This window comes from Methanofollis liminatans DSM 4140 (assembly GCF_000275865.1).
In the GTDB taxonomy this organism is placed as follows: domain Archaea; phylum Halobacteriota; class Methanomicrobia; order Methanomicrobiales; family Methanofollaceae; genus Methanofollis; species Methanofollis liminatans.
The window spans coordinates 368,817-381,534 of the sequence record NZ_CM001555.1 but is presented as its reverse complement, the minus strand read 5'-3'; the positions used below and the strand labels follow the sequence as shown (position 1 = coordinate 381,534).

Genomic DNA, 12,718 nt, shown 5'->3' with positions numbered 1-12,718 from the left:
GCCGCCATTCCGCGCCGCATATATAGAGCGATGTACATAGTTATCCACCATCGTCTATATCCGTAGATCAGGAGACCAGCAATGCCAAATATCACCACATTTCTCGACGTCAATGCCCGGTACCTCAAAGGCCCGGCTTTCGTCTTCGGACGGGACGGCCGGACCCTCACCTTCCCCGCCCTTCGGGACGCCGCCTGCCGCATCGCCGGCGGCCTCGCCTCGCTCGGCGTGCAGAAGGGCGACCGGGTCTGCATCTACCTCGACACCTCGCCCGAATATCTCCTCTCCTACTTCGCCATCTGGCGTCTCGGCGCCGTGGCCGTCCCGACCAACATCGTGTACCAGCAGGACGAACTGCGGTATGCGATCGACGACTCAGGGGCCGTCGCCGTCATCACCGACGGGAACGGGGCCGAACGCGTCAGGGCGATCAGATCGGGGTGCCGGACGCTCGGGAACGTCTGCGTCGTCGGTGCCGCGGCCGACGGCGAGACCGCATGGGACGATCTCGCAAAGGCCGAACCGATGGAGCGGGCGGCCAACTGCTCCTTCGACGACCTCTGCCAGATCCAGTACACCTCGGGCACCACCGGCAGGCCCAAAGGGGCGATGCTCACGCACGGCAACTGGATATGCGCCCTTGCGACCGAGGCCGAGGTGCTCTCCCTCGTCGAAGGCGACGTCTACCTCGGGATCTACCCGATGGGGCATGTCGGCCTCTCCTGGGGGCTTGCCGCCCTGAAGGCCGGCGGCACCTTCGTCTGCATGGACCGCTTCGAGCCGAAGGAGTACCTCCGTCTCGCCGAGGAGCACGGCGCCACCGTGCTCGCCGCCATGCCGCCGGTGATCCACACCCTCATCCGCGCAAAGCCCGGCACCGAGGAGATGCTCGGGACGGTCAGGTGCGTCATCAGCGGGGGAGGCCCCCTGCTGCCGGTCATCTGGGAGGAGTTCGATCGCCGCTTCAAGATCCCGGTCGTCAACGCCTACGGCCTCTCCGAGACGATCGTCGTCGGCTCGGCAAACGTCGTCCTCCCGCGCCACTACGCCCTCCACCAGGGCTACCGCTCGGTCGGGGCGCCGGTGGGCTACGGCGAGGTGAAGATCGTCGCCGAGGACGACCCCGAGCGCGAGCTCCAGCCCGGCGAGATCGGCGAGGTCGCCCTCCGCGGCCCCTCGGTGGCGAAGGGCTACTGGGGGATGCCTGACGCCACCGCCGCCGTATTCCGCCCTGACGGCTGGTTCCTCACCGGCGACCTCGGCTACCTGGACGGGGAGAGCGTGCTCTTCATCACCGACCGGAAAAAGGACATGATCATCATGTCGGGCTGGAAGATCTACCCGACCGAGGTGGAAAACGTGATCATCGAGCACCCGAAGATCGCCGACGTCGCCATCTTCGCCCGCCCTGACGAGCACCGGGGCGAGATCCCGGTGGCGGCCGTGGTGATGAACGAGGGGGAGACGATCACAGAGGAGGAACTGATCGCCTACTGCAGGGAGCGCCTTGCCGGCTACAAGGTGCCCCGCGAGGTGGTGGTCGTCGAGCACCTCCCGCGCGTCGGCGGCTGGAAGCTCCTCAGGCGCACCCTCCGCGAGGCGCATGCCGCGGGCACCCGGGACTGAGCGCCCATTCTCCAGAAAAAACCTCTATTTTATCAGCACAATGAAATGCCGACGCCATCATAAAAGAATGATTGAAATAGTGAGACGGTAAAAATCACATAAAGATTTATTACTGCGGACTGGTATGGATACTGCGGTGGGACGCGTGGACAGAGCAAACCGGCGGACGACTGGACTTGTAGGGCTCGACCTTGCACTCGACGGGGGGTTCCCCAAAGGAACGACGATCATCGCCGCCGGCACGGCCATAAACGGCCTGGACCTCTTCGCCGGGCAGTTCTGGAAAGGGGAAGGCGGGACGCCCGAAGAAGGGTGCTACCTCATGCTCGACGCCGAACCCGGGGAGGGCATGACCGATCTGCGGGGCGTCGACCCCGGGCAGTTCCCGGGCCTCATGCACGGCCAGAAGGTCGTGGTCGACTCCCTCTCCACCGTGATCCTGGCATACGGCATCGAAGAGGCCCTCGGACTCGTCAGGAAGGCGTCGGCGTTCGCCGTGGAGCATGAGGCAAACGTGCTTTTCCTCCTCTACGCAGGTATCCACGCCCCGGAAGATGAAATCCGGATTTTCAGGACGGCGGACGGCATCCTCGACCTCAAACAGACGATCGAGGGCTCGGAGGTCGAGCGCAAGATGGGGATCTTCAAGATGAAGGGGCTCGACCTGCCGCGCCAGCTCGTGCCCTACAACATCACCGCCGAAGGGCTCGAACTCTCGACGACCAAACGCGTGGTGTGAGAGCGGACGGCAAACCGGGAATACGACCGGGCGCGGGATCACCCCGCGCAAAACCCGGAAAAAATAGTTTACAGGTCGGCCCGCACAGAGGCGGCCGCCTTCACCATATTGGACAACTTTCCGAAGGCGACGTCACGCTCGAGCATCCGCAGCCCGCAGTCGGGGTCGACGAGCATGTTCTCGGCGCCGAAGATCTCGACCCCTTTTCTGATCCGCTTTTCGATCGTCTCCACGCTCTCGACACCGGGATCGGCCGAGGCGACGCAGCCGTACCCGATCAGCCGCCCTTTCAGGTCCTTTTCGGAGAGCACTTCGAGGTTCTCAGGGTTCTCCGAGAACTCGAAGTCCAGGACCGAGACCTGCGTCTTGAGGATGTCGTCGATCGCCTCGCCGATCGTGCCGCAGACATGCATGCACGATGGGATGCGGAGCACCGAGGCGATCATGTTCACCGCCTGGCGCCCGACCACCAGGTCGGCGGCGCCGGTCGAGAGGATCGGTTCGTCGATCTGGACCATCGCCACGCCGGCCTCTTCGAGCGCCCTGGCCTCGGAGGCGAGGGCCTGCGCAAGGTCCAGGACCAGTTCGTCCCGCCCCCGATAGAGCGGGGTCTCGATCCGCAATCCATGGGCAAGGGTCGAGGGCCCGGTGACGATCCCCTTCACCTTCGGGTGCCTGGAGAGGGCGTATTTCGTATCGGTGACGGTGAGCGGGCGTTCGGGCGCTTCGACGCGGCCGATCACCTTCTGCGCCCTGATCCCCGGGAGACGGGAGACGAAGGCGGTGATCATGTCGCCGCGCACCTGCCCGTCTGAGATGATGTCGATCCCGGCCTTTATCTGGTCGGCGACGGCGGTCTCGACCGCCCCGTGGAGGGGGTCGAGGAGGCCTTTGAGGCCGCCCGCCTTCACGACCGGATAGCTCCCGACGACGGTCGTCGGCAGGAGGCGGGTGATGACGGTCATGGGACGACTCTGTGCCGGTCACGCGGGAAGAGCACGGCTTCCCTGATGTTCTGGAGGCCGAGCATCGTCATGACGAGGCGCTCCATCCCGAGGCCCCAGCCGGCGTGCGGCGGCATGCCGTACGCAAACGGCTGGAGGTAGAACTCGAAACTATCCGGGTTCAGCCCCTTCGCCTCGATCTGCCTGACCAGGAGGTCGTGCTGGTGGACGCGCTGGGCGCCCGAGGAGAGCTCCATCCTCGGGTGCATCATATCGAAGGACTTGCTGATCGAGGGGTCGTTCTCGTACGGCATCGCGTAGTACGGCCTGATCGCACTCGGCCAGTCGACGACGAAGTAATGCTCCCCCATCTCCTCGCCGATCGCCCGCTCCGCCGGGGTGGAGAGGTCGTCGCCGTAGGCGATCGGCTCCTCGATCTTCCGTGCGGCGATCTCGATCGCCTCGGCGTAGGGCAGCCGCGGGAAGGGCGTCTTCGGGACCTCGAACTCGATGCCGAGATCGGCGATGGCGTCGGCGCAACGGTCGGCGACGGCGGCATACTGGAAGGCGACAAGGTCCTCCAGGGTCTTCATCACATCGTTGTGGTCGGCGAACGAGACCTCGATATCGATCGAAGTCGCCTCGTTCAGGTGCCTGACGGTGTTGTGCTCCTCGGCCCGGAAGATCGGCCCGATCTCGAAGACCTTCTCGAACCCGGCGGCCATCATCATCTGCTTGTAGAGCTGCGGGCTCTGGTTGAGAAACGCCTCCTTCTCGAAGTAGGCGATCGGGAAGAGTTCGGTCCCGCCTTCGGTGGCGGCGGCGACGATCTTCGGGGAGGTGATGTTATAGAAGCCGCGCTGCGTGAAAAACTCGTAGGCGGCGGTGGTGACCGTGCTCCTGACCTTGAAGACCGCCGCCACGCGGGGCTTTCTTACGTCGAGGAACCGGGCGTCGAGACGGGTGTCGAGGTCGGCCGGCACCTTCTCGACCACGTCGAGGGGGAGCGGGCTTGCGCACGGGGCGACGATCTCGAAGGTTTCCGGGGTGAGCTCGCGGCCGCCCGGCGCCTTGTCGATCGCCTTCACGGTCCCGGCGACCCGGACGACCGACTCTCTCGAAACCGCCTTTGCGGCTTCAAGAACCGCAGCCGGGGCCTTCTTCTTGACGATGGTGACCTGGATGATCCCGGTCCGGTCGCGGATCAAAAAGAAGGTGAGACCGCCAAGGTCGCGGACCTCATGGACCCAGCCGGCGACTTCGGCACGCTCGCTATCGGGGGTAACCTCACAGATTGGAATGCGCATGTACTAATCCTGTATCCATTGGATGGGTGGGGTTATGGGTTTTATGTATGGCGGCGGGTCACCTGCCGAAATTCTCCCGGCGCCGCAGGAACTGCCTGACGTTCTCCGAGTCCACCCAGCCGCGGTCGAGGCGGGTGATGATATCGTCGATCAGGTAGGACAACCGCAGGATCTGCCCGGCCGCGGGATCGTCCATCATCGCCGCAAGCCCGACGATCCCCTGCAGCGGGTTTCTGATATGGTCGCCGAGGACGGCGAACTGCTCGATATTTCGCTCCAGCTGCTCGTAGGCCCTGCGTTTCATCTCCTCTACGGCCTTCTGGTCGCTGATGTCCCGGCAGATGAGCATCAGGCAGAGCAGGCGGTCTTTTTCGTCCTTCACCCGGGAGCCCGAAACATAGAGATCGAAGACCGACCCGTCGAGCCTCTGCCCCTGGAGCTCGCCGTGGAGCGACGGCCCGAGGGCAAGCGGCCTCAGGACGGAAAGCGCCCCGTCGGGGTCTGTCAGAAACGCCTGGAATGCGTGGCCGGTCAGCGCCCCGGGAGATGCGCATCCGAAGATCTCGCCGGCGGCGCGGTTGGCATAGATGATCCGTCCCTCCAGATCCAGGATCAGAATCCCGTCGGTCGATGACTCGATAGCGCTCTCCTTGATCCGCAGCTCGCGCTCGGCCTCCTGGCGCTCGGTGATGTCCCGCGCCACGGCGACGGCATAGAGGTTCCCGCTGAACCTGACCAGTTTCAGGGTGATCTCCACCGGGATCGGGTCCCCGGTCGATCTGAGCAGTGAGGTGACCAGCGGCCCGGGCATCTTTTTCTCTCTCGCGCTGCTGTCCATGAAGGCGTAGATGCGGCCGCGATCGGCCGGCACGATCAGGTCGAGGAAATATGCGCCGACAACGGCCGACCTCGTAAAACCCGACTGCTCCCATGCAGACCTGCTGGCATCCACCACCACGCCGGCGACGGCGTCGATCAGGAAAATGGCGTCGTGGCTCTGGTCGAGCAGCGCCCTGAACCGTTCGAGATCGCCCATCCGCTCCTGAAGTTCGGGATAATAACTCTTGTGAACCGACCGCTCGCCAAGCCCGATGATCCGTTCCCTCAACGCCTCGCGGTCAGGGAGTTCAGAACGCCGCTTCATAGATCCTGCCGATATCTTCGAGCGTTATGTCCTTCGGGTTCGTCGCCAGACAGGGGTCGGCGATCGCCCTGGCGGCAAGCGACGGTATGTCCGAGCGCTCGCAGCCGGCGTCGGCGATCGTCCCGGCGATCCCGAGCGAGGACCGAAACGCCCTGATCCTGGAGACGAGCGCCTTTTTCCCGCCGCCCGCAGGCGCCTGCATGATCCGGCCGATCTCGCCGTAGCGATCCGGCGCCGCGGCGTAGTTGAACGCAACCACCGATTCCAGAAGAAGGGCGTTCGCCAGTCCATGGGAGAGATCGAGATACCCGCCGAGGGCGTGCGCCAGGGCGTGGACGGCGCCGAGACTGGCATTGGAGAACGCCAGGCCCGCATGGAGCGAGGCCATCATGGTGGCGAAGCGGGCGTCGATATCGTCCGGGCGTTCCACAGCGCCGGGAAGGGAGCGGACGATGAGGTCGATCGCCTTCCTGGCATGGAGATCGGTCACCGGGGAACTGGCATTGGAGACATAGGCCTCGATCGCATGGCTGAGCACGTCCATGCCGCAGTTCACCGTCACCTCAGGGGGGAGGGTGGTCAGGGGCAGAGGGTCGAGGAGAGAGATGTCCGGGACCAGCGCCTTGCTGATGATGGCGATCTTGCGTTTCTGCACCTCGTCGTTGATGATCGCAAACTGCGAGACGTCGGCGGCGCTTCCTGCCGTCGTCGGGATGCAGATGAGCGGAGGACCGGGCATCCTGACCTTATCGACGCCCTCGAACGAGAGGATGTTCTGGTTGTTGGAAGAGACGATCCCGATCCCTTTTGCGCAGTCCATCGGGCTCCCGCCGCCGACGGCGACGATGCCGCCGCACTCTTCGGCCTCGTAGATCTCCGCCCCCCGCATCACCTCTGCAGAGCGCGGGTTCTCGGATACGCCGGAGAAGGGAGCCCAGGAGATCCCGGCGTCGTCCAGCGACCTGCAGATATCATCGAACCAGGGGCAGGAGGCGACGCCCGGGTCGCTCACGAGAAGGACGCGGTGCACCCCGAAGTTCCGGGCATACCGTCCGGCGAGGCGCGACGCCCCCGCACCGAAGACGAACTCGGGCGCGACAAATTTCCTGAGCGAGTGGTCCGATTCCCCCAACATCGTGGCACCTCGATATAAAAAGTCAGAAGAATGATCGACGCCAGAAAAGATATAGTTAGTCTTATCGTTCTCAGGGTGGCGGAGAGGTGAAGGTGGCGCCCGCCGGCACCGCTCCGGAATGCCTTAATACCGGCGGTCGATTAACCTGATGGGTATGCACACGAAGAGCCTCATCGTCTGTCTCCTGATCATGGCCGCAGCCGTCCTCGTCTGCGGATGCACGGACGAGAGCGCCTCTGCCGGCGAAAATCCGGCACCCACGCTTCCCGAACCGACAGAGGCCGCCGTCGGACAGCCGGTGCCGACGCCGCCGGGAGCATGGGACGGGAGCGAACCAAAAGAGATCGGGTTCGTCGACCCGGCCACCTATCACCTGCCCACCCCCGAGCCCACCGTCACCTTCACGCGGCCCCCCGACGATCTCCACGTAGCATACGGCCAGGACGGGACGGCCAGCGAAGCCGGGCTTTCCATGAACGTATGGGGCTCTTATTTTGAGATCGCCTCCACGCACAGCGGGTCGGTGATGGCCTCCGAGGTCTTCCACATCCCCTTCCCGTACTGGGCGATCAACTATACGGCCACCGCCTACAACAGCGAGTACTCGGGGTTCTCGGTGGAGATCAGGGATGCGAACGACCCGAACCGGGACGTCGGCGGGATCGAATTATCAGGCCCGGACTTCATCAATAACGACTCCGAGACCAACTTCACCGCTTCAGGCGCCCTCCTCTTCAGGGAGGGGTTCAGGGACTATTACATGGTCATCCACCCGACCGGACTCAAGTCCTTCTCGGTCAGGGTCTTCGGGCCGGCGAAATATCTGGTCTGATCCCTCTTTTTTACCCGCCGGCGGCGATGCGCCGGTAGTCTCCAATCGCCTGCAGGTAGGCCTGCCATTCCCCGTCGGCGCGGTCGATAGAGGCCTGCGCCCCGTCGTAATCGTCCCTGAAATAGGCGTCGGCGGCGGCGCCCCACAACGCAAACGCCCGGTTCAGGTGGTCGAGAGCGTCGAGATAGGCGCCCTGCGCCCCGGCGACGGAGAGGGGAGCGTCCACCCCGGCGACCTCTGCACGGTGCACCGCCGTCAGCACCACGCCCCGGTCGGAGAGCGCCCGGAGCCCGAGCATATAGGCGTCGCACTCGCCCGGCGAGGGGCGGTCGGGCAGGGAGGTGAGGAGGGCGGAGATGTCGGCGTTCAGGGGGAGGAGGACCTCCTGGGATCCGGCGATCGCATCGTTCAACGAAGTGATCCGCGCCGTCCGGTCCATCTCCTTGTACAGGCTCCACCCGGCGAATATGAGCAGGGCAACGAGGAGGAGGATCCCGATCCCGATCAGGACCTCGCGCGGGAGTTTGACCTTCGCGGGCAGGGCGATCTTCATTCCCCTGCCTCCAGGGAGAGGGTGGGCGCCGGGTAGATCGTATGGTACTGCGGCCTGACGACGTAGCGGAGGGGGATGATCTCGGGCTTCTCCTTCTGGACACTGGCAAGAGAGGTTCCCGAAGTCCTGCCGATCGACCACGGCCGCCCCCAGCGCTCGGGGCTCACGGTGGCGGTGGCGGTGGCGTTATCGGATTCATCTTCGACGATCCTGACGATCTGGAGGTAGTTCGTCGTCTCGACGTAATAGTAGCGTTTTCCCTCGTATTCATAGTATTTCGGGGGATAATCGGCGTAAAACGGCGAGAATTTCGCCATCTCGATCCCGAGGGCCATGTGGTCGGAGTAGCGGAGGAGGACGACGTCGTAGCCCATCAGGTCGAGCATCGCCGCGGCCAGGATCGAGGTGTCCTCGCAGTCGCCCTTCCCGTCGACCAGGGTCTCCACCGGGTACTTCGGATAATCGGCACCGCTGCGATAGGCAGGGGGAAACGCTCCCTCACGATAACTCATCGTGCTGTTGTCATAGGCGTACGGGATCTGCTGGACAAAGAAGATCACGTCCATCACGCGGTAATAGGCGGTGTCCGGGGAGTTGAAGCGGTCCGGGGCGACGGCCTCGACGAGGGCCTCCAGGTACGGCCGGTCGGCGTCGGAGAGGGCGTAGCGCCCCCACGCCGAGGCGTACGGGATCCTGGGCATATCGCGATAGAAGGCGAAGAGGTCTTTCGGGACGGAGAAGGTCCAGGTGCGCACGCCGCCGTCGATGCCGGTCCAGCGGTAGGCCGGCTCGATCATCTCCGCCTTCTCCGAGAAGGCCGGCGGCGTCGGCGCCGTCCGCGTCTGCCAGGGGGAGAGGGCGGGCAGCGTGCCGGCGCCGTCGCCCGAACCTCCGGTAAGGGCCGGTTTTACGACAATGGCAAGAAAAAAAACAATTGCAATCGCTGCACCAATCGAGATGAGGTCCTGCCGCTCCATGAGGTCTCCGGGCCGGATCCACGAACGGATCCTGTCGTACAAAGTACTGCTCGGGTGTGCCTGATAACCATGCCGATAGGTGCCGGCGCACAACGGCGACGGCGGCGAGGGGGAGCGGCATCAGAAGGCAGGGGCGAGGCGCCGGGAACACAACCGGGAAAAAGAGCATAATCTTTGGGGACCGACCATGAGTGTATGAAGAGAGCACCAGGCGACAGCCTGAACGCGGAGGCGGCCTGATGGCCGTTGAGACAGGCTGCTCCTGCGGGTGCGGCGGCGAGGGCGAGGGCGAGGGGAAGAAGCGGATCATCTTCCCGTGCGCGGGCGCCTCGAACGTCGGGCAGCTCACCAATATCGCCGCCCTCGAACTCGAAGACGAAGGCTACGGGACGTTCGCCTGCACCGTAAAACTCGCCGCCGGCGCTGCGGAGATGAAAGAGCAGTGCAGAGAGGCGGACGAGATCGTCGTCCTGGACGGCTGCCCGAACCGGTGCGCCGCAACGGTCGCGGCGGCACAGGGGATCGAGCCCGACCAGGCGGTCGTCGTCAGCGAACTCGGGATCGAAACCTCCCACAATTTCGAGATCTCGGACGAGGAGATCGAGATCGTGCTCGGCGCCGTCTGGGAGGGGCAGGGCAGAGGAGAGAAGAGGGCGCCTCACGATCACGCCGGGGACTGCACCTGCGGGTGCGGCAGGAAATAAGCCAGGGATCTGAGAGAGAGAGGCGCCTCTCAGTCCGCCTCTATTCTGCAGAGTTCCCCGCATCCTGGGCAGGGTTCTGTTTCGAACTCCAGGGTGCTGTACTTCACGTCGAAGGCGAGGAGCCGGCGCCTGATCTCCCGTTTGATCGCCCCGGTCGCCGCGCAGTCGGATGCACAGGTCACCACGTGGGCGTCAAGGATGTTGATATGGGAGCAGAGGCTCCAGAGATGGACGTTATGGACGTTTTTCACGCCGTCCACCCCTTCGATCGCCCTGACCACCTCGTCGAAGTCCAGGCCGGAGGGCGTGTACTGGAGGAGGACGGCCACCGTCTCGCGCAGGAGGGGATAGGACGAGGCGAGGATGACGACGGCGATCGCACCCGAGAGGAGGGGATCGACGAAGGTCTGGCCGGTGAGGGCGATCCAGAGGGCGGCGGCGATCACCGCCACCGAGGAGAGGGTGTCGCCGAGGACATGGAGAAAGGCGCTGCGCACGTTGAGGTCGTCGCGCCCGTGGAGGATATACGCGACGGCGATGTTGGCGGCAAGGCCGACCGCCCCGACCGCCCCCATCACCGTCCCGCCGACGGCGACCGGGGCGGAGAGGCGCTGCGCCGCCTCCCAGAGGATCGCCCCGGCAAGGACGATCAGGAGGAGGCCGTTGACGAAGGCGACGAGCACCTCGACGCGGTGGTAGCCGAAGGTCCTGGTCTTCGTGGGCAGGCGCTCGGCGATGATCACCGCACCGAGGGAGAGGAGGAGGGCGAGGACGTCCCTGAGCATGTGCCCGGCATCGGAGAGGAGAGCAAGGGAGCCGGAAACGTATCCCCCGGCCACCTCGAGGAGCATCACCGCAGCCGTCAGCGCCACCGCCGCCGTCAGGGCGGCCCGGTCGCCGGTCCTGTGACCTGCCATAAACGGCATTTCGGCCCCTGAGCGTATGAACCTGACCCCATCGGCAGGGTTAAGATGCGGCGCGGCCCACGGTTTCCCATGGACCTCACCGTCCTCTGCGATAACGTGACCATCACCGACCGGTATTTTCTTGGAGAGCCCGGAATATCCATCCATATCAGGGACGGGGAGACGACGGTCCTCTTCGACCTCGGCTACTCAGACGTCTTCCTGCGAAACGCCATGGCGATGGGGATCGACCTCCTCAGGACCGACGTCGTCGCCTTCTCCCACGCCCACCTCGACCACACCTGGGGCCTTATGCCCCTGCTCGCCCACCGGGCCCGTGCCGTCATCGAGGGGCAGGAGCAGATCCGCCCGACCTTCCTCGCCCACCCGGCGATCTTCAGGAGCGTCACCGCGGGCGGCGTCCCTGAGATCGGGATGCCGGTGGACAGGGAGACCCTGGCGAGACAGGGCGAGGTGCTCCTCTCCCGCGAGCCCGTCTGGATCACCGACGACCTGGTCTTCCTGGGCGAGATCCCGCGGCGCTTCCCCTTCGAGGGGCAGGGGGCCTGCGGGGAGTGCAACGGCGCACCCGACACCGTGCCCGACGACACCGCCCTCGCCTACTGCTCAAAAGACGGTCTGGTGGTGATCACCGGGTGCGCCCACGCCGGCATCTGCTCGACGATCGCCCGTGCAAAAGAGGTCTGCGGCGAGAGCAGGATCGCCTGCGTCATCGGCGGGTTCCACCTCCTCGACGCCGCACAGGAACAGATAGATGCGACCTGCCGCTACTTCGCCGGCCTCGACGCCGGGGCCGTCCACCCCTGCCACTGCACCGGCTTTGCCGCCACGATCGCCCTTGCCGGGGCGGCAAACGTCCGCGAGACCGGCGTCGGGCTCAGGCTCTCTTTTTCCGGACGCTCCTGACGATCGCCATCAGTTCCCATCCGAGGGCCTCGGCCCTCTTCTCGTTCGACATCAGGGTGTCGAGGCGGAGGCTGCCCGGCACCTCGCAGGTGTCCCGCACGTCCTGGACAAAGACGTCGACGAAGTCCTTGTAGAGCGCATGGGTCCCGGCGGACGAGGGCTCCATCCCCCACGCCTCCATCAGGGCGGCCGCCGGGCCGGAGACCGGTTTGTCCCCGATGAACGGCGAGATCGCGATGACGAATTTCTCCTGCAACGCCTCCCGCACGCCCCTGCACTCCAGGATCGGGGAGATGCTCGTCACCGGGTTGGACGGGCCAAGTATAACGGCGTCCGCCCCCCGGATCGCCGCGAGCACCTCGGGAGTCGCCTGCGGGTTCGCCTGCCCCATCCTGACGACGCCGCCGATGTCCACCTCGCCCCGGTGGCCGACCCAGTACTCCTGGAAGTGCATCGGTCCGCTGTCGGTCTCCACGTAGGTCGTCACCTCGGCGTCGGTCATCGGGAGCACCCGCGCCTCCACGCCCAGGGTTTTCGCAATCGCCGCCGTCGCCTCCGTGAGGGTGGCGCCGTTCCAGAGCAGGTGCGCACGCGCGATGTGCACGGCCCGGTCCTTGTCCCCGACGGCGATGAACTCGCCCTCGCCGAACTGTTCGAGGAAGCGATGGGTCGCAAAGGTGTCGCCCCGGATCCCCCACCAGGTCTCGGTGTTGAGCAGGCCCGCAAAGAGGTAGAGCACCGTGTCGATGTCAGGGGACATGTGGTTGCCCGAGATCCACATGTCCTCGGCCGTATTGACGACGACGGCGATCTCGTTGTCGTTTACGAGGTTGCGCATCCCCCGCAGGAGCTTGGGTGTGCCGGTCCCGCCCGAAAGGAAAGTAAGCATAAGAGAATAGTTTAATTGCGCATACATGAAGAATTT

The 12,718-nt window shown here is 65.0% G+C and carries 13 protein-coding genes; 5 read left to right on the top strand and 8 right to left on the bottom strand.

The window, feature by feature from the left end; translation table 11 throughout:
- The first annotated feature begins 81 nt into the window (after positions 1–81).
- Together METLI_RS01835 and METLI_RS01830 are read left to right on the top strand one after the other, a co-directional pair.
- The gene (locus METLI_RS01835; RefSeq protein WP_004037535.1) at positions 82–1,626 is read left to right on the top strand and encodes a class I adenylate-forming enzyme family protein; all 1,545 of its coding nucleotides are present in this window, start codon (positions 82–84) and stop codon (positions 1,624–1,626) included.
- 145 nt (positions 1,627–1,771) lie between these two features.
- Positions 1,772–2,365, top strand: a complete 594-nt coding sequence (locus METLI_RS01830; RefSeq protein ID WP_157203185.1) for an RAD55 family ATPase — start codon at positions 1,772–1,774, stop codon at positions 2,363–2,365.
- A 68-nt stretch (positions 2,366–2,433) separates the two neighbouring features.
- Here the strand turns inward: METLI_RS01830 and METLI_RS01825 are convergent, their stop codons facing one another.
- From METLI_RS01825 to ercA, 4 genes are read right to left on the bottom strand one after another with little or no spacing between them, the layout of a single operon-like run.
- On the bottom strand, positions 2,434–3,330 hold the full coding sequence (locus METLI_RS01825; RefSeq protein WP_004037531.1) for a methionine synthase: 897 nt from the start codon (positions 3,328–3,330) through the stop codon (positions 2,434–2,436).
- On the bottom strand, positions 3,327–4,616 hold the full coding sequence (gene aspS, locus METLI_RS01820) for an aspartate--tRNA(Asn) ligase (RefSeq protein WP_004037529.1): 1,290 nt from the start codon (positions 4,614–4,616) through the stop codon (positions 3,327–3,329). Before aspS ends, METLI_RS01825 begins: the two co-directional genes overlap by 4 nt.
- A gap of 58 nt (positions 4,617–4,674) precedes the next feature.
- Positions 4,675–5,760 carry a PAS domain S-box protein gene (locus METLI_RS12330; protein WP_004037527.1) on the bottom strand — a complete coding sequence of 362 codons (1,086 nt, stop codon included), beginning with the start codon at positions 5,758–5,760 and terminating at the stop codon, positions 4,675–4,677.
- On the bottom strand, positions 5,744–6,895 hold the full coding sequence (ercA, locus tag METLI_RS01810; protein WP_004037525.1) for an alcohol dehydrogenase-like regulatory protein ErcA: 1,152 nt from the start codon (positions 6,893–6,895) through the stop codon (positions 5,744–5,746). The genes METLI_RS12330 and ercA overlap by 17 nt, the downstream gene beginning before the upstream one ends.
- Positions 6,896–7,049: 154 nt before the next feature.
- On the opposite strand from ercA, the gene METLI_RS01805 reads away from it, so the two are divergent.
- A complete protein-coding gene (locus METLI_RS01805) occupies positions 7,050–7,727 on the top strand; it encodes a hypothetical protein (RefSeq protein ID WP_048103967.1) in 678 nt (225 codons plus the stop codon).
- A 10-nt stretch (positions 7,728–7,737) separates the two neighbouring features.
- Here METLI_RS01805 and METLI_RS01800 read toward each other — a convergent pair whose 3' ends face one another.
- Both METLI_RS01800 and METLI_RS01795 read right to left on the bottom strand, forming a co-directional pair.
- Complete coding sequence (locus METLI_RS01800) at positions 7,738–8,280, bottom strand: hypothetical protein (protein ID WP_004037521.1); 543 nt, start codon at positions 8,278–8,280, stop codon at positions 7,738–7,740.
- Positions 8,277–9,299: a hypothetical protein gene (locus METLI_RS01795; RefSeq protein ID WP_052311146.1), complete on the bottom strand. Its 1,023-nt coding sequence runs from the start codon at positions 9,297–9,299 to the stop codon at positions 8,277–8,279. The genes METLI_RS01800 and METLI_RS01795 overlap by 4 nt, the downstream gene beginning before the upstream one ends.
- A 197-nt stretch (positions 9,300–9,496) precedes the next feature.
- Here METLI_RS01795 and METLI_RS01790 point away from each other — a divergent pair, with 197 nt between their 5' ends.
- Positions 9,497–9,961 carry a putative zinc-binding protein gene (locus METLI_RS01790; protein WP_004037518.1) on the top strand — a complete coding sequence of 155 codons (465 nt, stop codon included), beginning with the start codon at positions 9,497–9,499 and terminating at the stop codon, positions 9,959–9,961.
- A gap of 29 nt (positions 9,962–9,990) precedes the next feature.
- Here METLI_RS01790 and METLI_RS01785 read toward each other — a convergent pair whose 3' ends face one another.
- The gene (locus tag METLI_RS01785; RefSeq protein ID WP_245529387.1) at positions 9,991–10,878 is read right to left on the bottom strand and encodes a cation diffusion facilitator family transporter; all 888 of its coding nucleotides are present in this window, start codon (positions 10,876–10,878) and stop codon (positions 9,991–9,993) included.
- 78 nt (positions 10,879–10,956) lie between these two features.
- On the opposite strand from METLI_RS01785, the gene METLI_RS01780 reads away from it, so the two are divergent.
- Positions 10,957–11,793 carry an MBL fold metallo-hydrolase gene (locus METLI_RS01780; protein WP_004037514.1) on the top strand — a complete coding sequence of 279 codons (837 nt, stop codon included), beginning with the start codon at positions 10,957–10,959 and terminating at the stop codon, positions 11,791–11,793.
- On the opposite strand, the gene cofD is transcribed toward METLI_RS01780, so the two are convergent.
- A complete protein-coding gene (cofD, locus tag METLI_RS01775) occupies positions 11,765–12,682 on the bottom strand; it encodes a 2-phospho-L-lactate transferase (protein ID WP_004037512.1) in 918 nt (305 codons plus the stop codon). The genes METLI_RS01780 and cofD overlap by 29 nt on opposite strands.
- Between the last annotated feature and the right edge of the window lie 36 nt (positions 12,683–12,718).

Bases quoted from the DNA above. Each gene is read 5' to 3' on its own strand.
- METLI_RS01835 (WP_004037535.1), top strand. From the start codon at position 82: ATGCCAAATATCACCACATTTCTCGACGTCAATGCCCGGTACCTCAAA.
- METLI_RS01790 (WP_004037518.1), top strand. From the start codon at position 9,497: ATGGCCGTTGAGACAGGCTGCTCCTGCGGGTGCGGCGGCGAGGGCGAG.
- METLI_RS01780 (WP_004037514.1), top strand. From the start codon at position 10,957: ATGGACCTCACCGTCCTCTGCGATAACGTGACCATCACCGACCGGTAT.
- cofD (WP_004037512.1), bottom strand. From the start codon at position 12,682: ATGCTTACTTTCCTTTCGGGCGGGACCGGCACACCCAAGCTCCTGCGG.
- METLI_RS01785 (WP_245529387.1), bottom strand. From the start codon at position 10,878: ATGGCAGGTCACAGGACCGGCGACCGGGCCGCCCTGACGGCGGCGGTG.
- ercA (WP_004037525.1), bottom strand. From the start codon at position 6,895: ATGTTGGGGGAATCGGACCACTCGCTCAGGAAATTTGTCGCGCCCGAG.
- METLI_RS01825 (WP_004037531.1), bottom strand. From the start codon at position 3,330: ATGACCGTCATCACCCGCCTCCTGCCGACGACCGTCGTCGGGAGCTAT.
- aspS (WP_004037529.1), bottom strand. From the start codon at position 4,616: ATGCGCATTCCAATCTGTGAGGTTACCCCCGATAGCGAGCGTGCCGAA.
- METLI_RS12330 (WP_004037527.1), bottom strand. From the start codon at position 5,760: ATGAAGCGGCGTTCTGAACTCCCTGACCGCGAGGCGTTGAGGGAACGG.
- METLI_RS01800 (WP_004037521.1), bottom strand. From the start codon at position 8,280: ATGAAGATCGCCCTGCCCGCGAAGGTCAAACTCCCGCGCGAGGTCCTG.
- METLI_RS01805 (WP_048103967.1), top strand. From the start codon at position 7,050: ATGCACACGAAGAGCCTCATCGTCTGTCTCCTGATCATGGCCGCAGCC.